At 69.7% G+C, this 18,503-nt stretch carries 17 protein-coding genes; 10 read left to right on the top strand and 7 right to left on the bottom strand.

All coding sequences use genetic code 11. The annotated features are described in order from the left end of the window. Positions 1-13: 13 nt before the first annotated feature. Positions 14-1,834, bottom strand: coding sequence for a PPC domain-containing protein (locus D8I30_RS11495; protein ID WP_121482866.1), 1,821 nt, complete (start codon positions 1,832-1,834; stop codon positions 14-16). Between the two features lie 94 nt (positions 1,835-1,928). On the opposite strand from D8I30_RS11495, the gene folD reads away from it, so the two are divergent. The 5 genes from folD to D8I30_RS11470 all read left to right on the top strand — a co-directional run bounded on the left by folD (position 1,929) and on the right by D8I30_RS11470 (position 6,209). Continuing rightward, positions 1,929-2,852 carry a bifunctional methylenetetrahydrofolate dehydrogenase/methenyltetrahydrofolate cyclohydrolase FolD gene (folD, locus tag D8I30_RS11490; protein ID WP_121483513.1) on the top strand — a complete coding sequence of 308 codons (924 nt, stop codon included), beginning with the start codon at positions 1,929-1,931 and terminating at the stop codon, positions 2,850-2,852. A 255-nt stretch (positions 2,853-3,107) separates the two neighbouring features. Next, complete coding sequence (locus D8I30_RS11485) at positions 3,108-3,851, top strand: LemA family protein (protein ID WP_121482865.1); 744 nt, start codon at positions 3,108-3,110, stop codon at positions 3,849-3,851. A gap of 7 nt (positions 3,852-3,858) precedes the next feature. After that, positions 3,859-4,710 carry a TPM domain-containing protein gene (locus D8I30_RS11480; protein ID WP_121482864.1) on the top strand — a complete coding sequence of 284 codons (852 nt, stop codon included), beginning with the start codon at positions 3,859-3,861 and terminating at the stop codon, positions 4,708-4,710. Continuing rightward, a complete protein-coding gene (locus D8I30_RS11475) occupies positions 4,710-5,393 on the top strand; it encodes a TPM domain-containing protein (protein WP_240387228.1) in 684 nt (227 codons plus the stop codon). The genes D8I30_RS11480 and D8I30_RS11475 overlap by 1 nt, the downstream gene beginning before the upstream one ends. Before the next feature lie 72 nt (positions 5,394-5,465). Beyond that, positions 5,466-6,209 (top strand): endonuclease/exonuclease/phosphatase family protein, encoded by a 744-nt coding sequence (locus D8I30_RS11470; protein ID WP_121483512.1) that lies wholly within the window; start codon positions 5,466-5,468, stop codon positions 6,207-6,209. Here D8I30_RS11470 and D8I30_RS11465 read toward each other — a convergent pair. After that, a complete protein-coding gene (locus D8I30_RS11465; RefSeq protein ID WP_121482862.1) occupies positions 6,194-7,675 on the bottom strand; it encodes a phospholipase D-like domain-containing protein in 1,482 nt (493 codons plus the stop codon). The two genes, D8I30_RS11470 and D8I30_RS11465, sit on opposite strands and share 16 nt — an antisense overlap. A gap of 34 nt (positions 7,676-7,709) precedes the next feature. Between D8I30_RS11465 and D8I30_RS14830 the strand changes: the two genes are divergently transcribed. The 3 genes from D8I30_RS14830 (at position 7,710) to D8I30_RS11450 (ending at position 11,512) form a co-directional block, all read left to right on the top strand. After that, positions 7,710-8,021, top strand: coding sequence for a hypothetical protein (locus tag D8I30_RS14830; protein ID WP_240387227.1), 312 nt, complete (start codon positions 7,710-7,712; stop codon positions 8,019-8,021). Between the two features lie 144 nt (positions 8,022-8,165). Continuing rightward, positions 8,166-10,793, top strand: a complete 2,628-nt coding sequence (locus tag D8I30_RS11455; RefSeq protein WP_121482860.1) for a tipN — start codon at positions 8,166-8,168, stop codon at positions 10,791-10,793. Between the two features lie 119 nt (positions 10,794-10,912). Then, positions 10,913-11,512, top strand: coding sequence for a hypothetical protein (locus tag D8I30_RS11450; RefSeq protein WP_121482859.1), 600 nt, complete (start codon positions 10,913-10,915; stop codon positions 11,510-11,512). On the opposite strand, the gene D8I30_RS11445 is transcribed toward D8I30_RS11450, so the two are convergent. Next, the gene (locus tag D8I30_RS11445) at positions 11,498-12,682 is read right to left on the bottom strand and encodes an MFS transporter (protein ID WP_121482858.1); all 1,185 of its coding nucleotides are present in this window, start codon (positions 12,680-12,682) and stop codon (positions 11,498-11,500) included. The genes D8I30_RS11450 and D8I30_RS11445 overlap by 15 nt on opposite strands. 49 nt (positions 12,683-12,731) lie before the next feature. On the opposite strand from D8I30_RS11445, the gene D8I30_RS11440 reads away from it, so the two are divergent. Together D8I30_RS11440 and pip are read left to right on the top strand one after the other, a co-directional pair. After that, positions 12,732-13,100 (top strand): DUF423 domain-containing protein, encoded by a 369-nt coding sequence (locus tag D8I30_RS11440; protein WP_121482857.1) that lies wholly within the window; start codon positions 12,732-12,734, stop codon positions 13,098-13,100. 25 nt (positions 13,101-13,125) lie between these two features. Continuing rightward, positions 13,126-14,100 (top strand): prolyl aminopeptidase, encoded by a 975-nt coding sequence (gene pip / locus D8I30_RS11435; protein ID WP_121482856.1) that lies wholly within the window; start codon positions 13,126-13,128, stop codon positions 14,098-14,100. 150 nt (positions 14,101-14,250) lie between these two features. Here pip and D8I30_RS11430 read toward each other — a convergent pair whose 3' ends face one another. The 4 genes from D8I30_RS11430 to D8I30_RS11415 are packed head-to-tail and all read right to left on the bottom strand — an operon-like array spanning position 14,251 to position 18,465. Further along, entirely contained in the window at positions 14,251-14,727 is a 477-nt protein-coding gene (locus D8I30_RS11430; RefSeq protein ID WP_121482855.1) for a DUF6173 family protein, read from the bottom strand. Between the two features lie 29 nt (positions 14,728-14,756). After that, positions 14,757-15,908, bottom strand: a complete 1,152-nt coding sequence (gene rodA, locus D8I30_RS11425; protein WP_121482854.1) for a rod shape-determining protein RodA — start codon at positions 15,906-15,908, stop codon at positions 14,757-14,759. Next, positions 15,905-17,950 carry a penicillin-binding protein 2 gene (gene mrdA / locus D8I30_RS11420; RefSeq protein WP_121483511.1) on the bottom strand — a complete coding sequence of 682 codons (2,046 nt, stop codon included), beginning with the start codon at positions 17,948-17,950 and terminating at the stop codon, positions 15,905-15,907. Before mrdA ends, rodA begins: the two co-directional genes overlap by 4 nt. After that, on the bottom strand, positions 17,947-18,465 hold the full coding sequence (locus tag D8I30_RS11415; protein WP_346426496.1) for a hypothetical protein: 519 nt from the start codon (positions 18,463-18,465) through the stop codon (positions 17,947-17,949). The genes mrdA and D8I30_RS11415 overlap by 4 nt, the downstream gene beginning before the upstream one ends. Positions 18,466-18,503 lie beyond the last annotated feature (38 nt).

Here is an 18,503-nt window from a genome sequence, read left to right as displayed (position 1 = left end):
TCTGCCGCGTCGCTCAGGGCTGGCGCTCCACCATCAGCACATAGTCGCCGGTCGCGTTCGGCCCATAGCTGCGGGCACGCACGACATAGAGGCCGTCGCGCGGCGCGGTCCAGTTCAGGCGGGCATGGGTGTCGGAGAGGCCGTCGTCGTCCTGGGCCAGGCTGACGAACTCCCCGTCCCGCTCCTCGCCGACCTCGACCAGGGCGTCGAAACTGGGGGCGATCATGGTGAAACGCAGCTTCTCCTCGGCCTTGGCCCGGAAGCGATAGGCGTCGTAATAAATTCCGTCGTCCGTGATGGCGTCCCGCTCGGACAGGGTCCCGCGCGCGGTGGACCCGACCAGCAGGCTGCCCGGCGTCGGCTCGCCGCCCAGATCGATGAATTCCAGAGAATACAAGCCCTGGCTGTCGCGCGCCCAGGGGCGCGCTCGCAGGACATAGTCTCCCGTCGACGGCAGGGTGAACGTCAGGCGGGCGTCCGTTCCCTGCCCCAGGCCGTCGTCGTCGCTGGCCAGGACGGAGAACCCATCGCCCGCCGCGCCGATCTGCAGATAGGCGTCGAAATCGCCGGAGCGCATGACGGCCTGGACGCGCTGCCCCTCGGTCCCGCTAAAGCCATAGGCGTCGTAAAGCCGGCCCTCGTCATCCGTGGCGTCGCCGTCGGCGAGTTCCCCATCGACCGTCTGGCCGAAGGCGATGGCGGCAGGCGGCGGCGGCGGCGCGACCTCCTCGATCTTCAGCGTATAGGCGCCCTCGCCGCTGGAAAAGGCGCGCGCCTCGACCAGGTAATCGCCGTCCTGAGGCAGGACGTAGGTCAGGCGGGCGTTCAGGTCGCCGCCGCTGTCATCGTCGGTCGCCAGGCTGTTGTGGTTGGCGTCGAACAGTTCGAGGTAGGTGTCGAAGCGGTCGGCGTTCAGGCTGATGGCCACCCGCTGTCCTTCGCGGCCGGTGAAGCGGTAGAGGTCCGACGGAGCGCCGGAATCGCTGACCCTGCTGGCGTCGGTCAGGCGTCCGCGAATCTCCTCGCCGATGACGGCGGGCCTGGTTTCAGGCGGCGGCGGGCCCTGCTCCAGCGACAGGCGATAGCCGCCCTCGGCCCCGTCGCTGTAGGCGGTCGCCTGTACGACATATTCTCCCGCTTCGGGCGCCGTGAAGATCAGGCGGGCGTTCAATCCGCTGTTCCCGCCGTCGTCGTTCTCGGCGAGCTGCACGAAGGAGCCGCCGACCATGCGGCCGACGCGCAGCACGGCGTCGAAATCGTCGGAATCCAGCCGGATGGCCACCCGCTCGCCCGCCGCCGCGCGGAAGGCGTAGGCGTCATAGACCCGTCCGTCGTCGTCCTCGGCGTCGTTGGAGGTCAGCCGCCCCGTCACGTCACGGCCGATGGCGATCCGGCCCGGCCGCGGCGCGCGCACGGCCGGCCGCTCGCTCAGCGCCAGGACGTAGTCGCCGGTCTCCAGCCCGGCAAAGGTGCGGGCGCGCACGATGTAGCGCCCGGCCTGGGGCGCCGTGAACCGCAAGCGCGCGTTCAACTCGCCCGCCGCGTCGTCGTCGCTGGCCAGGGCCGCGCGCGCCGTCTCCCCTTCGGCAAAAACCTCAAGATAGGCGTCGAAGTCGTCGGACCTCAGCTCCGCCTGAAGCCGCTGGCCCGCGCGCAACTGCACCCGATAGTCGTCGTAGCGATAGGCGTTCTCGCCCCGGGTGCGGGCGTCGTTCTCCTCCAGACGGCCGCGAACCTCCTCGCCCAGCCGGGCATCGACCGCCGACTGCGCCACAGTTGCCCCCGCAGTAAGCAGGGCGATCGCGCTGGCCGCGAAGAACAGGGAGTGGCGCATGAAAAACCTCTTTCTAGGCGTCCATCATAGACGCCGAAGCACGGCGGCTGTAAATCGCGGCCACGCTTTCCAGTTCCGGATAATGGAGGCCGCCATGGCTGCCGAACCCGCCCGCGCGACCCTGATCGACGGCAAGGCCTTCTCGCAGACCCTGGTGACGCGCGTGGCAGAAGCCGCCGCGCGGCTGGAAAAGGCGCACGGCCTCAAGCCCGGCCTGGCCGTCGTCATCGTCGGCGAAGACCCCGCCAGCCAGCTGTATGTCCGCAACAAGGGCGAGACGACGCTGAAGGCCGGGATGCGGTCGGACACCCATCGCCTGCCCGACACCACGACCCAGGACGAACTTCTGGCCCTGATCGCCCAGTTGAACGCCGACAAGGGCATCCACGGCATCCTGGTCCAGCTGCCCCTGCCCAGGCACATCGATTCGACCGCCGTGCTGGACGCCATCTCGCCGGACAAGGACGTGGACGGCTTCCACGTGGTCAACGCCGGGCGCCTGGCCGTCGGCCTGCCGGGCCTGGTGCCTTGCACGCCGCTGGGCTGTCTGATGCTGCTGAAGGACCAGTTGGGCGACCTGTCGGGCTTGAACGCCGTCATCGTCGGCCGCTCCAACATCGTCGGCAAGCCTATGGCCCAGCTGCTGATCGGCGAAAGCTGCACCGTCACCGTGGCCCACTCTCGCACCCGCGACCTGCCCGCCCTGTGCCGCACCGCCGACATCCTGGTCGCCGCCGTCGGCCGTCCCGAGATGATCAAGGGCGACTGGATCAAGCCGGGCGCCACCGTCATCGACGTGGGCATCAACCGCGTCCCCTCGCGCGATCCGGTCAAGGCGGCCGAGGGCAAGACCCGCGTGGTCGGCGACGTGGCCTTCGACGAAGCCGTCGAGGTCGCGGGCCGCATCACCCCCGTCCCCGGCGGCGTCGGTCCCATGACCATCGCCTGCCTGCTGGCCAACACCTACACCGCCGCCTGCCGCGCGGCGGGCGTGGAGCCGGAAGACCTGGGCGGCTGAAATTGCTAGCCCTCCCCCCGATGGGGGAGGGTTGGGTGGGTGCAGGCAGGCGACATCCCATGGGGCGGCGGAGATGCCCGGCGCGCCTCGTGCACCACTCCCTGAAGCGTCCCGCCCTCACCCCCATCCCCTGCCCTTCCCCCATCGAGGGGGAAGGGGGATCATTCTCTGAAAATTCCAGCCTTGAAGCGGAGCCTTTCGGCTCCGATAGTCTTTAGCGGATCAGCGGTCCTGACGACCGCTCGGAGGACTTTCATGGCTGGTTTCTCGCCCCGCATCGCGGCTGTCGCCGCCGTCGTCGTCCTGACCCCGGCCGTGGGGGCTTGCGGCTACAACACCATTCCGACCAAGGAAGAGCGGGCCCAGGCCGCCTGGGCTGACGTCCAGAGCCAGTATCAGCGCCGCTCGGACCTGGTGCCGAACCTGGTCGCCACCGTCCAGGCCGCGGCCATTCAGGAACGCACCACCCTGACCCAGGTGATCGAGGCCCGCGCCAAGGCCACCAGCGTCAACATCGACGCCTCCAAACTGGGCGACGCCGCCGCCTTCCAGCAATACCAACAAGCTCAAGGCGAGCTGTCGTCGGCCTTGTCGCGGCTGCTCGTCACGGTCGAGGCCTATCCCCAACTGCAGGCCAATCAGAACTTCCTGACCCTGCAATCGCAGCTGGAAGGCACTGAGAACCGCATCGCCGTGGCGCGCCGCGACTACAACGAAGCCGTGCGGGACTACAACACCAGCCTGCGCACCTTCCCGACGGTGATCTGGGCCAAGACGCTGCAGAGCGGCTCCAAGCCCATGCAGTTGTTCACCGCCACCGCCGAGGCCCAGAGCGCCCCGAGCGTGAACTTCAACCTCGGCGTACCCGGCGCCCAGCCCGGAGGCGGCGCGCCCGCGACCGCGCCAGGCGCCGCGCCCGGTTCGACCCCGCCCGCCGCAGCCCCGGCCTCGGCTCCGGCTCCGGCTCCGGCTCCGGCTCCCGCTCCGGCGGCGCAGTAAGCCTGACATGACCCCTTCGGCCCTTGCAGCGAAAGACCGGCCCGCGCCGCTCCTGATCGCGGCGCTGCTGCTGGGCCTCGTCCTGTGGTTGGCGGGCCTTCCCGCCCTGGCCGCCGATATCCAGTTCCCGGCCCTGACCGGTCGGGTGGTCGACGATGCCCAACTGCTGACGCCCGAACAGGAACAGGCCCTGACCGGCAAGCTGGCGGCCCTGGAGCAGCAGACCGGCGACCAGCTGGTGGTCGTCACCCTGCCCTCGCTGCAGGATCAGGAGATCGAGGACTACGGCTATCAACTGGGCCGTCACTGGGGCATCGGCCAGAAGGCGAACAACGGCGGCGCCCTGCTGATCGTCGCCCCCAATGAGCGCAAGGTGCGGATCGAGGTCGGCTATGGGCTCGAGGGCGTGCTAACCGACGCCTATTCCTCGCTGATCATCCGCAACGACATCCTGCCCGCCTTCCGCCAGGGCGACTATGCGGCGGGCATCCTGGCCGGGACCGACGCCATCATCGCCCAGCTGACCGCCGATCCGGCCGAGGCCCAGGCCCGCGCCGAGGCGGCCAAGAGCGCCGCCCCCGAGCGGACAACGCCCGTCCTGCCCGCCGTCGTCATTCTGATGATCTTCGCCTTCATCGTCTTCAGCATGGCGCGCGCGGCGGCTGGCGGCCGGAAACATCGCGGTCGGGGGAACGGCCTGGCCCCCATCCTGATCTGGGCCGCCAGCGAGGCCTTGAGGAACCAGGGTCGCGGGGGACGCGGCGGTTGGGGCGGCGGCGGCTTCGGCGGCGGCGGCGGCGGCGGATTTGGCGGTGGCGGCGGCGGCTTCGGCGGCGGCGGCGCCTCGGGAGGGTGGTGATGCGATTCACGGACGAAGACCATGCGCGCGTCGCCCAGGCCATCGCCCGCGCCGAGGCCGACACCTCGGGCGAGATCTTCTGCGTCGTGGCGCGGCAGGTGTCCTCCTATCGCGACGTCAGCCTGGGCTGGGCGGCGGCGGCGGCGTTGCTGCTGCCGTTGGGGCTCATCCCCTTCGGCTTCAACGGCGACTGGCTGGCGTTCGGCGGCGGCTGGCAGGCGGCGCATGACACGGGCGGCGTGGGCGCGATCGGCCGAGCGCTGGGCGCCTATGCCCTGGTTCAGGCCATGATCTTCCTGGCGGTCTTCTTCGTCACCCTGATTCCGCCGGTCCGGCGCCTGCTGACGCCCGCCGCGCTGAAGCGGACCCGGGTGCGCCGCGCCGCGCTGCAGCAGTTCCTGGCCCACGGCCTGCACCTGACCGAGGCGCGGACCGGGGTGCTGATCTTCGCGGCCCTGGACGATCACCAGGTCGAGCTGGTGGCCGACGAGGCCATCCATTCCTGCGTCAGCCCCGAGGTCTGGGCCGACGCCGTGGCCGCCCTGACGGGCGCCCTGCGCCAGGATCAGCCGGTCGAGGGCTTCGAAAAGGCGGTCAGCCTGTGCGGCCGGGTCCTGGCGGAACGGTTTCCGCCTCGGCCCGCTGATGTGAATGAGATTCCTGATAAGCTGGTTGTCATCTAGCCCGGTTACAGGGGACCTCGCGACGGCCGCATTGAAGCGCGACGGTCGCTGCGTGTGCTGGGCAAGGAATCCATGCCGAGACTTCTGACCTACAACGTTCATCGCTGCGTCGGCGTCGACCGCCGGCTGGACGTGAACCGCATCGCCGACGTCATCGCCGAGCACGAGCCCGACGTCGTCTGCCTGCAGGAGTTGGACGTCGGCCGCGCCCGCACCGGCTGGGTCGACCAGGCCTTCGCCATCGCCCAGCGCCTGGCCATGAGCGTGCAGTTCCACCCCGCCATGCGGGTCGAGGCCGAGCTTTACGGCGACGCCATCCTGACCCACCGGCCCGAACGGCTCGTCCGCGCCGCCGCCCTGCCCACCCTGCCCAATCTGAAGGGCCTGGAGCCGCGCGGCGCCCTATGGTCGGCGATCGACTTCGACGGGGTGGTGGTCAATGTGTTGAACACCCACCTGGGCCTGGTGCCGCGCGAGCAGCGCCTTCAGGCCGCCGCCCTGGTCGGCCGCGATTGGCTCGGCGACCCCATGTGCCAGGGGCCGACCATCCTGACCGGCGACTTCAACGCCACCTCCATCACCCGCCCCTATCACGCCCTGGCGCGGCGGCTGGACGACGCCCAGCGGCGCCTGGGGCTCAAGCCCTCGATCAAGACCTTTCCGTCCAGCTTTCCCGCCATTCGCATCGACCATTGCTTCGTCAGCCCCGAAATTCGGGTGACGGGGGCCATGACGTCAATGTCGGCCCTGGCGCGGACGGCGTCGGACCATCTGCCGCTGATCATCGATTTCGAGGTCGGTCAGCCCGGCGCCTGACCGCCTTCCGAGCGCGGCCGGGTGCGGTGCGAGCGGTTCAGCCGCTTCCACGGCCGCCAGGCGTCGGACGCGGACATCGGGTCCCCGAACTGCCACTCGGCGAACATCCGCTCGATCCGCGTCGGCTCGGCCGCGCCGAGCAGCTTCATCCGGTCCGAACCGAAGGTCTGCATAGCCCGCCCCGCCGATCCCAGCAGGGACTCCGCCTCGGCGAAGGCGGCGCCCGAAACGCCGATGAAGTGGCCCAGCGAGTGATGGCGGAAACGGCGGATCACTTCGACCTGTTCGGCGGTCGTCGCTTCGACCGAGACGTCGCATTCCGTGTCCAGCCCCATGGACCTGTTGTTCAGATTGCTGGAGCCGATGCGCAGCAGCTTGTCGTCGATGATCGTCATCTTGGCGTGGACAATGATCCGCTCGCCCTCGGCCGTCACCGGATAGAAGGCGGTGAAGCGATCATGGCGGTCGGCCTGCTCCAGCCGATACAGGACCTCGGCCCGGGCGGTGTCCATGGTCAGGCCGTCGAACCAGCTGGGACTGCGGCCGGTCGAGACCAGGACCACCTCAGGCCCGTCCTCCTCGGCCAGCCGCTCGGCCAGGGCCGCCGCCAGCAGGGGGGAGGTGAAATACTGGTTCTCCAGATAGATGAGCGACCGCGCGCGCCGGATGGCCTCCAGGTGCAGAGCCTCGTTCTCGCGTACCTCTGGCCGTCCGTGCACGCGAGGCTCGGTGCGGGACACGCCGACCTGGACCTGGGTCAGCGTCGGCGCCACTCCGTCGGGCCAGGGGTCGGCCCCTCCGGCGGCCGGATGGGGGCCGATCACGTCGCCCGTCTCCCGCCGCCAGCGCTCACGCGCCAGGTCGCCCAGGACCTTGGCCGCCGGTCCGTCCATCACGCACATCACCTCATGCCGAGGGGGCGGAATGATACCCGTCGGCTCGCAGCGGCGCGGATCTCCCGAGGCGTGCTCCTCGGTGTCCCAGCGGTCCGTCGAGATGTCGCCGCCGCCGCAGAAGGCGATGCGGTCGTCGATCACCACCACCTTCTGATGGTGGCAGGCGCCCAGAATGCCGGGACCGTCCAGGCGAAACTCCACGATGCGCCGCCGGAACCAGCGCTGGGCCTTGTGCGGATAGAAGCCTTGGGTCGCCGCGATCAGCAGCGGCGAGCGCCAGATCAGCAACCGCACGTCCAGCTCGGGCTTCTGCCGCACCAGGGCCTTCAACTGATGGCCGATCTCGGCGCGCTGATCGGTCAGCGGGCCCTCGGGATTCAAGCGCGTCCGCGGGTCGAACTGCCAGCCCAGAATCAGGATGGAGCGCTCGGCCTTGTGCAGGGCCGAGGACAAGGCGTCGAAATAGGCCTTGTTCTCCATCAGGGGGGCGAACCGGTGCGCCGTCGCCGACCGCCACACCCCGGTGGCCGTCTCCAGCAGGCTGCCCTCGTAGAACTGGTCTGCTCGCATACCCCCCGCAATGGCTGATTCGGGTGACGGCCGAATGCGCGTCCCGTTCAGTTCAGACGCCGGCCGGGACGGATCGTTCCATTTTCGCATCAGTCGGGTCAATGGTGACGCTTCACGCCTTCGCCGCATTGTCGCCCGAAGCGGATTCTGGCATATTGAGATTATGCAAGCCCTGATCGAGATGCTGGCCGGCCTGATCGCCCTGCTCGCCGCAGCGGCGTTGTCGCAATTCGGCGTCGATCTGAACGCGCCGCCCAAGCCCGACCGCGAAATCCAAAGGGTGCGGGAATGCGGCGACAACAAGCCGGCGACCAAGGTCCAAGTGACCGCCCCCGCCTCCTGCTGATCCACAGATCACGCTGATCGCCGTCGTCAATCGGCGACCTATTCCGCGCACGAGCCTTTTCGCCTTCCGATCCAGCCGTTAGGGTCCATCGCCTGCGCCCTTCGCCGCCTTTCGCCTGGCGATTAGTGATCGAGAACGACGCCCATGAAATCCCGCCATCGGCCGCCGCTCAACCTGACCGAGTCCGAACCCGCCTCCCTGGAGACGGGGTCCTCGACCACGCCTGAAGCCGTCGAGGCCGCGAACGAAGCGTCCCTGTCGCCCGCCGAACTCCAGCCCGTTCTCGAACCCGCACCCAACTCCATGCCGCCGCGCCCCATGTCCGAGCGCCAGCGCCGCCGCCTGGCCGAGCAGCAGGCCCTGGCCGAGAAGCGCGCCGCCGAGGCCGAGAAGGCCGAGCGCGCCCTGTCGCCTTTCGCCGAATCCGCCGACGCCCCGCCCGCGACCATCCCGCCCGCAGCGCCTCCGGCCCGCCAAACGGCCAAGCATGGGGGCAAGACACCCGCCACGGCCGGGGCCGGCAACGCCTATCTGATCGCCGGCCTGGCCTCGGCCCTGTGGGTCGGCGGCCTGGCGTCCTGGTTCGCCTATGAGCTGGGCTCGGGAATGTTGGAATTGGATCCCCTGCGCCTGGCGGTTTACGCCCTGATCCTGCTGGCGCCCGTCGGCCTGTCCATCCTGCTCGCCCACGCGGTGCGTCAGGGCGCCGGCCTGGCCCAGGAAACCCGGCGCGCACGCGAAATGGCCGACGCCCTGGTCGGCCCGACCGCCCTGGCCGCCAATCAGGCCGGACAGGTGCTGAACACCCTGCGCGACGACATCGACCGCGCAGCCCAGTCGGCGGAACGCGCACGCGACGACCTGGCGTCCCTGCGCGAGGCCCTCGTCAAGGAATCCAGTCTGCTGAACGAGGCGGCGGAACTGGCCGGCGGCACGGCGCGCCGCCTCGCCGAACAGCTGTCGCACGAGCGCGAACAGATGGGCGTGCTGGGCGGCAAGCTGGAAGGCCAGGCCTCGGCCGTGGTCGAGACGGTCGAGCGCCAGTCGCGCATGGTCGCCGACGCCTCCGACCTGGCCCAGACCCAGCTGCGCGAGGCCGAGGCCGCCCTCGCCGCACGCGCCGCCGACCTGGCCGCCGCCGCCAACGAGGCGCAGGAAGCCGCCCGGGCCGCGTCCGACGATCTGGCGCGTCAGACCCTGCGGCTGGAGACCGCCGGTTCCGGCGTCGCCGAACAGATCCAGTCGGTCGAGGAAGGTCTGGGGCAGCAGCGCGCCGCCCTGGTCACGGCCGCCTACGCCCTGCGCACCGACCAGGAGGACTTCTCGGCCCAGATCGAGAGTCAGCGCGCCCAACTTCTGGATCATCTGTCCCAGACTCGCGCCGCCGCCGAAGACCTGAACCGGCAAGGCGACCATGCCGCCGCCGCCATCAAGGCCCAGGTCGATGCCGTGGTCGACCAGTTCAAGGCCCTGGTGGAGATGTCGCAACGCGAAGCCGACGGCTTCGACCATGCCACCAAGCTGTCGCTGGACCGGTTCGAGGCCCTGGCCGCCGAATCCCGCGACCTGCTGGTCGAGGAGACGCGGCGTGCGCTGGAGGCCCTGCAGGCCACCGCCGACGAGCAACGCGCCGCCGCCCAGGCCGCGATCGAACAGGCGCAGATCCGCGCCGACCGTCTGGGCGAGTCCCTGTTCGACGCGGCGCAGAAGGCCGACGAGGCCGCGGAGGCCCGCATCGACGGCGCCCGCCGCATCGTCGCCCAGACGGCCGACATGGTCGACATGACCGGCGAGAAGCTGGTCGAAAGCCTGCAGACCACCCTGGCCCAAGTGACAGACATCCTGGGCGCCGTCGAACAGGCTGTCGCCGAGATGGACGAACGCGCCGCCCGCCTCCCGGACGAGGCCCGGGCGCGGGTCGACGCCGTGCGCGCCACGGTCGAGGAGGGCCTGAACGCCCTGACCGCCGCCTCTCGAAAGGCGGCCGAGGACACCGAGGCCCTGGACGCCGGCTTCCAGGACCGCGTGCGCCGGAACTATGAGATGCTGACCGAGGCGGTTCGCCTGATGGGCGCCGTGTCCAGCGACGGCGGAGCGCGTCGTCGCCCGACCGTCCCGGCTCCGCGCGAGGCCGCGCCCCCGGCCTCGACCGAACCCAGGCGAGCGGCGCCGCCGTCCAGCCTGACGTCCAGCTTCGGCCTGCGCGGCCGTCTGCGCCCTGTCGCCCCCGATGCCGGGATCGAGGCCATTCCCGCCGCTCCGGCCCCGATCGAGACGCCGCCCGCCGACCCCGTGCTGGACGCGGGCGGGTCGCTCGACTGGCAGGACCTGGTCCAGCCCGAACAGCCGCCCGCCCCCCAGGCCGACCCGTCAGAACCGCTGGAGTTGACGGCCGCCATCGGCTCGCCGCAAGAGATCGACGCCCTGGCGGCGCGCGTCACCGCAGCCATCCGGCGCATGGGGGTCGACCCCAACGCCCTGCTGCCGCGCCCACGCGTGGAAGAGGCCGCCCAGGCCTTCGCCGGCCACGACCCCGCTCGCGCCCGCCAGATCGTGCGCCGCGTGGCCCCCGCCGCCGTCCGCAGCGTGTCGCGCCGGGTGCTGAGCGACGACGACCTGCGCACCGACGCCGAAGCCTATGTCCGCGCCTTCGCCCACGGCTTGAAACTTCAGGCCGAGCGTGGAGACGCCGGCGACGTGCAGGCCCGGCTGGCGACGGACGAAGGCCGCGCCTTCATGTTGCTGGACGCGGCCGTGGGCGACCTTGGCTGACCGGCGCCTCGGCTTCACCGCACTTCGGCGCTTCGCGGACTTGACCTGATGCCGCTTTTCGCAGCACCGTCTCGCACAGAGACGCGCCGGGGGGCGCAAATGGGGGCCTCTCTCCTTTGATGGATCTGGATTCCAGCGGCCGCCCTGACCGGCGGCCCGTCATCGCCATCTGCGTCTGGTCGCCCTTCTATCGGGCCTGGGATCCGATCGAGGACCTGTCCGGCGAACCTTGGAATCCGCCTGGAGCGCGCACGCTCGCGACGCCCGGCGACGCCTCGCCCGACGCCCTGGCCGAGCGGCTCACCGAACAGTTGGCGCGCGGCGAATGCTCGGCCCTGCTGCTGGTCGGTCGAACCAGTCATGCCGGGGCCTTCCGCGTGCAGATGCGCGCCGAAAACCGCCGCCTGGGCGAGGCTGGCCGCCTGGACAGCACCGGCCCGGGCGTCGCGCGGGTCACCGCGCCCGTCGCCGACATCCTGCGTGATCTGGCGACGGCCGGCGTCTCGGCCGTCGCCGCGTCCGACGCCGAAGAGGACGCCGGAAGCTACATCCTCTACCGGGTCCTGGCGGACCTTCCGGACAGTCTGAACTCCCCCTCGATCGGCCTGTTGCGCATTCCCGACGGCGAGAGCGAAGGCACCGTCCGCACAGCGGTCAAGACGGCGGCCTCGGCCATGGCGCGTCGCCTGGCCCCCCTGCCCCGCTCAAGCGTGGCCTGAAGCGGGCTTCGACGCGGCCGGGTCCTGCGACCGCACCCAGAGGCCAACCAGGCCGCCGACCATCGCCAGCGCCGCCATGCCTAGATAGGCCTTCAGCCCGACCGCGTCGTACAAGGGGCCGCTCGCCAGGGTCGCCAGGCCGATCAGCACCCCGGCCGACAGGGCCGAGCTCAACGTCTGGGCCGCCGTATGGCTGTCAGGCGGACACAGCCGCTCGACGATCTGCACCCCGGCCAGATAGGTGGCGGCAAAGGTCAGGGCGTGCAGCATTTGCAGCGGCCCCAGCAGCCACAGCGGCGGGGCGAAGGCCATGGCGCTCCAGCGCAGGACGGCCGCGCCCGCGCCGATGAACAGCATGGTCCAGGGCCCGATCCCGGCGCGTCGCCGCCACGGCTCGATCCACCACATGAAGCCGATCTCGACCACGACGGAAAAAGCCCACAGCATGCCCGTCACGCTCTCGGCCATGCCCTGGGCGCGCCAGGCGATGGCTGAAAAGCCGTAGTAGAAGGCGTGGGTCGCCTGCACCGCCCCGATGGCGAAGATGGCCGCCATGAAGACCGGCCGGCGCAGCAGCCGCCCCAGGCCCTGGAACCGCTCCAGCCGCGAGACGGGACCGCCCTCCGCCACCGGCTCGGCGGGCAGGACGCGCCAGGCCGTGACGGCGATCAGCAGCGAGGCCGCGACCGCCCAGACGATCACGGCGTCCGACGAGACGTGGGTCAGCAGCGCGCCCATGGCCAGATTGGCGACGACGAAGGCCGCCGAACCGCAGCCACGCGGCAGGGAGAAGGCGAAGCCGTCGCGCCCCGCCAGCCGCAGGGTCATCACGTCGCTGAGCGGGATAAGGGCCGCCGCGGCCGTCGCCCCGACCAGCCAGCACAGCGCCCAAGGAAGGAAACCCTCGACCAGGCCCGCCCCGCCGTATCCCGCCGCCATGGCCAGGCCCAGCAGGGCGATGGGCGTGCGCCGCAGGACGAATCCGTCGGCCCAGACCGCCAGCAGCGGCCCCGTCAGCGCCCGCGCCAGCATGGGAATGGCCAACAGGGCGCCGATCTGGGCGCCGCTCAGCCCCTGATCGCGGAACCACAGGCCGGCGAACGGCAGGGTCACGCCGCTGGCGCTGAACAGCAGGATGTATTGCAGGGCCATGCGCGGAGCGGACGTCATGGGCGCCGCGATAGCAGACTTCGCGTTTTTTGTGGTCTAGACATTAGGCATGAGCCCTGACCGCAAACTGCTCGCCTTCGCTGGTTTCAACGGCGCCATGGCTGTGGCCCTCGGCGCCTTCGCGGCCCACGGCGCCGCCCCCGCCGTCAAGACGCTGCTGACGACGGGCGGCCACTATCAGATGGTGCACGCCGTACTCGCCGCCGCCCTGGCGCTGTTCGGATCAGGACGCCTGCTGACCCTGGCCGGATGGCTGGCCAGCGCGGGCGGCCTGATCTTCTGCCTGGCCCTGGCCATGATCGGCCTGATGAACCTGCCCGCCATGGGCGCCGTGGCGCCGATCGGCGGCGCCCTCATGATCGCCGGATGGGTCCTGATCGTCTTCGCCGCGTTACAGTCCAACCTCGCCAGGGCCTGACGAACAGGCCCGAGCAATCTTCAGAATGGCATCAACCGTGAACAGCACTCCGCGCCGCGACCTCTACCCGGAAATCGAAGCCTACGCCTCGGGCTGGATGAAGACCGACAGCATTCACGAGATCTATTACGAGGAAAGCGGCAATCCCCACGGCGTGCCGGTCATCGTCCTGCACGGCGGCCCCGGCGGGGCGGTCAATCCGGGGATGCGGCGCTATTTCGATCCGGCCAAATACCGCATCGTCATGTTCGACCAGCGCGGCTGCGGCCTGTCGCGGCCCAACGCCTCGCTGGAGAACAACACCACCTGGGATCTGGTCGCCGACATCGAGCGACTGCGCGTCATGCTGGGCATCGACAAGTGGGTGGTGTTCGGCGGGTCCTGGGGTTCGACCCTGTCGATGACCTACGCCATCAAGCACCCGGAGCGCTGCCTGGCCCTGGTGCTGCGCGGCATCTTCCTGCTGACCAGGAAAGAACTGCACTGGTTCTATCAGGAGGGGGCCTCGATGATCTTCCCCGACGCCTGGGAGCGGTTCCTGGCGCCCATCCCCGCGGCCGAGCGCGGCGACCTGATGGCCGCCTACTACAAGCGTCTGACCGGCGACGACGTCGAGGAGCGCAACCGCTGCGCCGTGGCCTGGTCGACCTGGGAAGGCGAAACCGTCAGCATCCAGGGGCCGACGGGCAAGCCGGACAAGTTCGCCGACCCCGAGTTCGCCGTGGCCTTCGCCCGCATCGAGAACTGGTACTTCACCAACGGCGGCTTCTTCGACAGCGAGAACTGGATTCTCGAGAACATCGACCGCATCCGCCAAATCCCCTGCTGGATCGCCCAGGGGCGCTTCGACGTGGTGACGCCGATCTCGGGCGCATGGTCGCTGCACCGCGCCTGGCCCGAGGCTCATCTGGACATCATCGGCGACGCCGGCCACGCCTCGTCCGAGCCCGGCATCATCGACAGTCTGGTGCGCGCCACCGACTGGGCTGCGGCCTTATAATCTGTCATCCCGGCCATTCTTCGTCATCCCGGAAAGGGCGCAGCCCTTATCCGGGACCGCCGGAAGCGCCGACATCTGACAGTCCTGCGCCCGTGGCGGTCCCGGCTCGGCGCGGCTCGCGCCGCTTGGCCGGGATGACGCGTGGCAAAGTCAGCCCGTCGGCTTCGGATTGGTCTTCTGCACCATTTCGCTGAGCTGGAAGCCGATGCGGCGCGCCTCGCGCTCCTCGGGCTTCTTGACCGCGCTCAGCACCACGTTGATCTGGCTGTAGTGCTGGATCAGACGCACCGGCTTGCCGTCGGCGTTGCGGCCGAAGAACATGATCAGGTCCGGCCCCCAGAAGCCGACGTCCAGAATCTGCATCGTCCCCTCGCCCGGCAGGCCGACGACACGGGCGCCGATCTCCTCGTCCTTGTCGAGGTTGGCCTCGAACTCCTCGATCAGCTTGGACAGGCGGACGAAGGCCCACTCGGCCGGGTTGTCGCGCATCCGCAGGCCCTCGACCTGGACCGCCGCCTCATTCTTGGGATCGGCGAGAATCGGCTGCGGACAGGGCGTGTCGCCGCAGTCGGAGAACATGGCCGGATCAGCCTTGGGGATGGGAGCGGCGTCGGTCGGGTCCGTCATGGCCCTAGATTAACGCCGCTGCGGCTGGATCAGAAGAGGCCGTGTCCCTTGGGCAATTCGGCGTAACGATTGACCTTGACCGCCATCACCAGGCCGAAGCCGATCATGACCGTCAGCATGACGGTGCCGCCATAGGACAGCAGCGGCATGGGCACGCCCACCACAGGCGCCAGACCCATGACCATGGCCCCGTTGATCAGCACATAGACGGCGAAGGTGGCCGTCACCCCCGCCGCCGCCAGACGGCCGAAGTGGCTGTGCGACAGGGAGGCGATCCGCAGGCTGATCAGGATGATGGCCACATAGCAGGCCAGCAGGCCCACCGATCCCACCAGACCGAATTCCTCGGCCATGGCGGCGAAGATGAAGTCAGTCTGCTTCTCGGGCAGGAACTCCAGCTGGCTCTGGCTGCCCAGGCCGAAGCCCTTGCCCAGCAGGCCGCCGGAACCCATGGCGATCTTGGACTGGACGATCTGATAGCCCTTGTCCGACATGTCGGCCTCGGGGTTCAGGAAGGTCAGCACGCGGTGGCGCTGGTACTCGTGCATGCCGAACATGATGTAGGGCGGCACCAGCACCATGGCGGCGATGGCCGCCGCGCCGATGATCCGCCAGCTCAAGCCTGCCATGAACATGATGGCCGCCCCCGTCAGGCCGATCAGCATGGCCGAGCCGAGGTCCGGCTGGTGCGCCACCAGCAGAAAGGGCGCGCCGATGATCGTCACGGGCCAGAGCAGCTTCCAACTGAGCCGGGCGTCCTGGGCCGAGGCGCCGTGATACCAGCGGGCCAGGGCCAGAACGACGCCGATCTTCATGATCTCGGACGGCTGGATGCGGGTGACGCCGATGTCCAGCCAGCGCGTCGCCCCCATCGCCGTGTATCCGAACAACTCAACGCAGACGAGCAGGAACAGAGCAACGAAATAGATCGGATAGGCCAGCCGATACCACCAACGGAGGCTGATCAGCGCCAGGATCAGCATCAGCACCGCCGAGACGCCGAAACGGATCAGATGGTTGGCCGCCCACGGCTGCCACGACTGCTTGCCCACCGAATAGAGCATCAACGCGCCGACGCCGGAGACGATGGTCACCAGGATGACCAGCCGCCAGTCGATCTGGCCCAACTTGACTGAAAGGCGTTCGCGCTCGCCGGGGCGGGTCAGGGCCGAGGCGGTCATCGCGGCTCCTCCGACAGATAGGGGCGCGGCCCGCTGGATGCGGCGGGGGCCGGACGGGCGGACGGCGCAGCCTCGTCGACAGGCGCATCAGGGGCGGCGCCGAAATTGGCCTCCTCCTCGCTGATCGGGCCGGTCGGCTCGGGCGGCAGGGGACGTTCGATGCGGGCGCGCATCTCGGGGTCCTTCAGCAGGGCCACCTTCATCACCTCGCGGGCGCGCGGCGCGGCGTCGGCCGAGCCGCCCGACGGGGCGTGCTGGATGATCAGGGCGATGGCGTAGCGCGGCGCGTCGTGCGGAGCGAAGGCGACGAACAGGGCGTGGTCGCGACGGCTCCAGACGGCGTTGCGCGGCCCGCGCGATTCCCCGGCCTTGTAGTCGCGCGACTGGGCCGTGCCGGTCTTGCCGGCCATCTTGATGTCGCCCAGGCCCAGTTGCGAGGCGCGATAGGCGGTGCCGGTCACGTCGTTGGCCACGGCGGCCATGCCCGCGCGCACAATGTCCAGGTGCTGGTCGCTGAACGGCAGGTCCGGCACGTCGCCGCCCGAGGGCTGCTCCTTGCCCCCGATCGACTTGATCAGCCGAGGCCGGATCGCCTTTCGGCCGTTGGCCAGGCGCGACACCATGACCGCCTGCTGCAAGGCTGTGGCCGCCACCGCCCCCTGTCCGATGGCCACGGACAGGGTCTCGCCGGGATGCCAGACGGGATCGCGCGGCCGCGCCTTCTTGACCCAGGCCGTCGTCGGCATCAGCCCCTTGGACTGGCCGGCGATGCCGATGTCATAAGTCTGATGATAGCCCAGATCCTCGGCCACCCGCGCGATCCGGTCCACGCCCGCCCGGTTGGACAGATGGTAGAAGTAGGTGTCGCACGAGTTCTTGATGGCGTTGTGCATGTCCATCGCCCCGTGCCCGCCGCGCTTCCAGCAACGGAAGGTGCGCCCGCCGTAGCGATAACCGCCGGTGCAGACGACGCGCTCGGCAGGATCGATGCCGGCGTCGAGGAAGGCCAGAGCCGTCGTCATCTTGAAGGTCGAGCCCGGCGGGAAGGTGCCGTAGATGGCCTTGTCTAGCAGGGGCTTGCGCTCATAGTCAGCCAGGGCGCGATAGACCTTGGACGGCACGCCCGACACGAACAGGTTGGGATCGAACGACGGCGACGACACCATGGCCAGGATGTCGCCGTTGCGCACGTCCATGACCACGCAACCGCCCGACTCCTCGCCGAAGACCTCCAGCGCGCGCTGCTGGACGTCGTTGTCCAGCGTCAGCACGACCTCGGCCCCCTGCACCGCCGGCCGCGATCCGGCGATGTCCTCGGCCACGACGCGGCCACGGGCGTCCACCTCGACCCGGTTGCCGCCAGCGACGCCACGGAGGTCAAGATCTAACGATTTTTCAATGCCTTGTCGGCCAATCCGAAATCCGGGATTGAACAGGATCGAGGGCGGATCCTCGCCCTTGTCGCGGATGGCCTTCACATCGCGGTCCGAGACCTTGGCCACATAGCCGACGACATGGGCGTAGGCCCCGCCGTGGGGGTAGTAGCGGGCCTCGTTCATGTCGGCCATGACGCCCGGCAGCTCGGCGGCGTGCAAATTGACCCGGGAGAACTCCTCCCAGGTCAGGTCGCTCTTGACGGGAACCGGAGAGAAGCGCGGAGCCGCGTTGACCTCGCGGATGATGGTGCGGCGGCGCTCCAGCGTGTCGGGCAGCAACTGGCCCAGCAGATCCAGCGTCTGGTCCAGGTCCTTGGTCTCGTCGCGCACGACCAGGACCCGGAAGCTGGGCCGATTGCCGGCGATGACGACGCCGTTGCGGTCCTTGATCAGGCCGCGCGGCGGCGGGACCAGGCGGAAGTTGAACTGGTTGTTGGTCGCGAGGGTGGCGTATTCCTCGGCCTGGACCACCTGAAGCTGAGCCAGGCGGCCGGTCAGGGCGACGATGCCCAGCGTCGCGCCACCGCCCAGCAGAAGGGTGCGGCGCAGGAATGAGCCCTGCCGCTCGTTGACGTCGGAGAAGAAGATGGACGGTTCGCTGCTCATCGGAATCGCACGTCCGCGTCGTCGAACCGCTCGATCAGCCAGTCCGCCAGCGGGAACAGCAGCAAGGTCGGAATCACCTGCCCCGCCATGGCCAGCAGGCTGGGCCCATTGCCCGCATCCATGCGCGTCACCGCATAGGCCACGGTGAAGGCCAGCCCCGTCGAAATCACATAGAGGGCGAACAGCACGATGGTCGCCTGGCCCGACAGGAATTTGGCCGCCAGCAGGATGACGCCGTAAACCGCCAGCAGGCTGATCGCCCAAAGGCCCAACGCCCCACCCCAGAACAGGTCGAGGAAAAGACCCAGGACGAACAGGACGGCCGGCGCCAGCATCGACGGGCGGATCAGCGGCCAGGCGAAGGCCAGCACCAAGGGCCAGACCGGCTCGGGCAGCGGCAGGCCGAACAGGCGCAGCGGTATGGCGAAGAGGACGGTGGCGGCCGCAGCGATCAGCGCCGGATAGCCGATCCACTGCATCGGACCGACCATACGCACCGTGATCGTGCGCCTCATCCGGCCCCCCCTCAGGAGAAGCGGCGGGCTGGGCCGCC

This window comes from Brevundimonas naejangsanensis (assembly GCF_003627995.1).
GTDB lineage: Bacteria > Pseudomonadota > Alphaproteobacteria > Caulobacterales > Caulobacteraceae > Brevundimonas > Brevundimonas naejangsanensis_B.
The sequence above is the reverse complement of the archived record's forward strand: the minus strand, read 5'-3'. Positions and strand labels throughout refer to the sequence as shown.

What these genes read in the sequence shown, in the direction of transcription:
- D8I30_RS11495 (WP_121482866.1), bottom strand. Translation starts at nt 1,834, where the DNA reads ATGCGCCACTCCCTGTTCTTCGCGGCCAGCGCGATCGCCCTGCTTACT.
- folD (WP_121483513.1), top strand. Translation starts at nt 1,929, where the DNA reads ATGGCTGCCGAACCCGCCCGCGCGACCCTGATCGACGGCAAGGCCTTC.
- D8I30_RS11485 (WP_121482865.1), top strand. Translation starts at nt 3,108, where the DNA reads ATGGCTGGTTTCTCGCCCCGCATCGCGGCTGTCGCCGCCGTCGTCGTC.
- D8I30_RS11480 (WP_121482864.1), top strand. Translation starts at nt 3,859, where the DNA reads ATGACCCCTTCGGCCCTTGCAGCGAAAGACCGGCCCGCGCCGCTCCTG.
- D8I30_RS11475 (WP_240387228.1), top strand. Translation starts at nt 4,710, where the DNA reads ATGCGATTCACGGACGAAGACCATGCGCGCGTCGCCCAGGCCATCGCC.
- D8I30_RS11470 (WP_121483512.1), top strand. Translation starts at nt 5,466, where the DNA reads ATGCCGAGACTTCTGACCTACAACGTTCATCGCTGCGTCGGCGTCGAC.
- D8I30_RS11465 (WP_121482862.1), bottom strand. Translation starts at nt 7,675, where the DNA reads ATGCGAGCAGACCAGTTCTACGAGGGCAGCCTGCTGGAGACGGCCACC.
- D8I30_RS14830 (WP_240387227.1), top strand. Translation starts at nt 7,710, where the DNA reads ATGCGCGTCCCGTTCAGTTCAGACGCCGGCCGGGACGGATCGTTCCAT.
- D8I30_RS11455 (WP_121482860.1), top strand. Translation starts at nt 8,166, where the DNA reads ATGAAATCCCGCCATCGGCCGCCGCTCAACCTGACCGAGTCCGAACCC.
- D8I30_RS11450 (WP_121482859.1), top strand. Translation starts at nt 10,913, where the DNA reads ATGGATCTGGATTCCAGCGGCCGCCCTGACCGGCGGCCCGTCATCGCC.
- D8I30_RS11445 (WP_121482858.1), bottom strand. Translation starts at nt 12,682, where the DNA reads ATGACGTCCGCTCCGCGCATGGCCCTGCAATACATCCTGCTGTTCAGC.
- D8I30_RS11440 (WP_121482857.1), top strand. Translation starts at nt 12,732, where the DNA reads ATGAGCCCTGACCGCAAACTGCTCGCCTTCGCTGGTTTCAACGGCGCC.
- pip (WP_121482856.1), top strand. Translation starts at nt 13,126, where the DNA reads ATGGCATCAACCGTGAACAGCACTCCGCGCCGCGACCTCTACCCGGAA.
- D8I30_RS11430 (WP_121482855.1), bottom strand. Translation starts at nt 14,727, where the DNA reads ATGACGGACCCGACCGACGCCGCTCCCATCCCCAAGGCTGATCCGGCC.
- rodA (WP_121482854.1), bottom strand. Translation starts at nt 15,908, where the DNA reads ATGACCGCCTCGGCCCTGACCCGCCCCGGCGAGCGCGAACGCCTTTCA.
- mrdA (WP_121483511.1), bottom strand. Translation starts at nt 17,950, where the DNA reads ATGAGCAGCGAACCGTCCATCTTCTTCTCCGACGTCAACGAGCGGCAG.
- D8I30_RS11415 (WP_346426496.1), bottom strand. Translation starts at nt 18,465, where the DNA reads ATGAGGCGCACGATCACGGTGCGTATGGTCGGTCCGATGCAGTGGATC.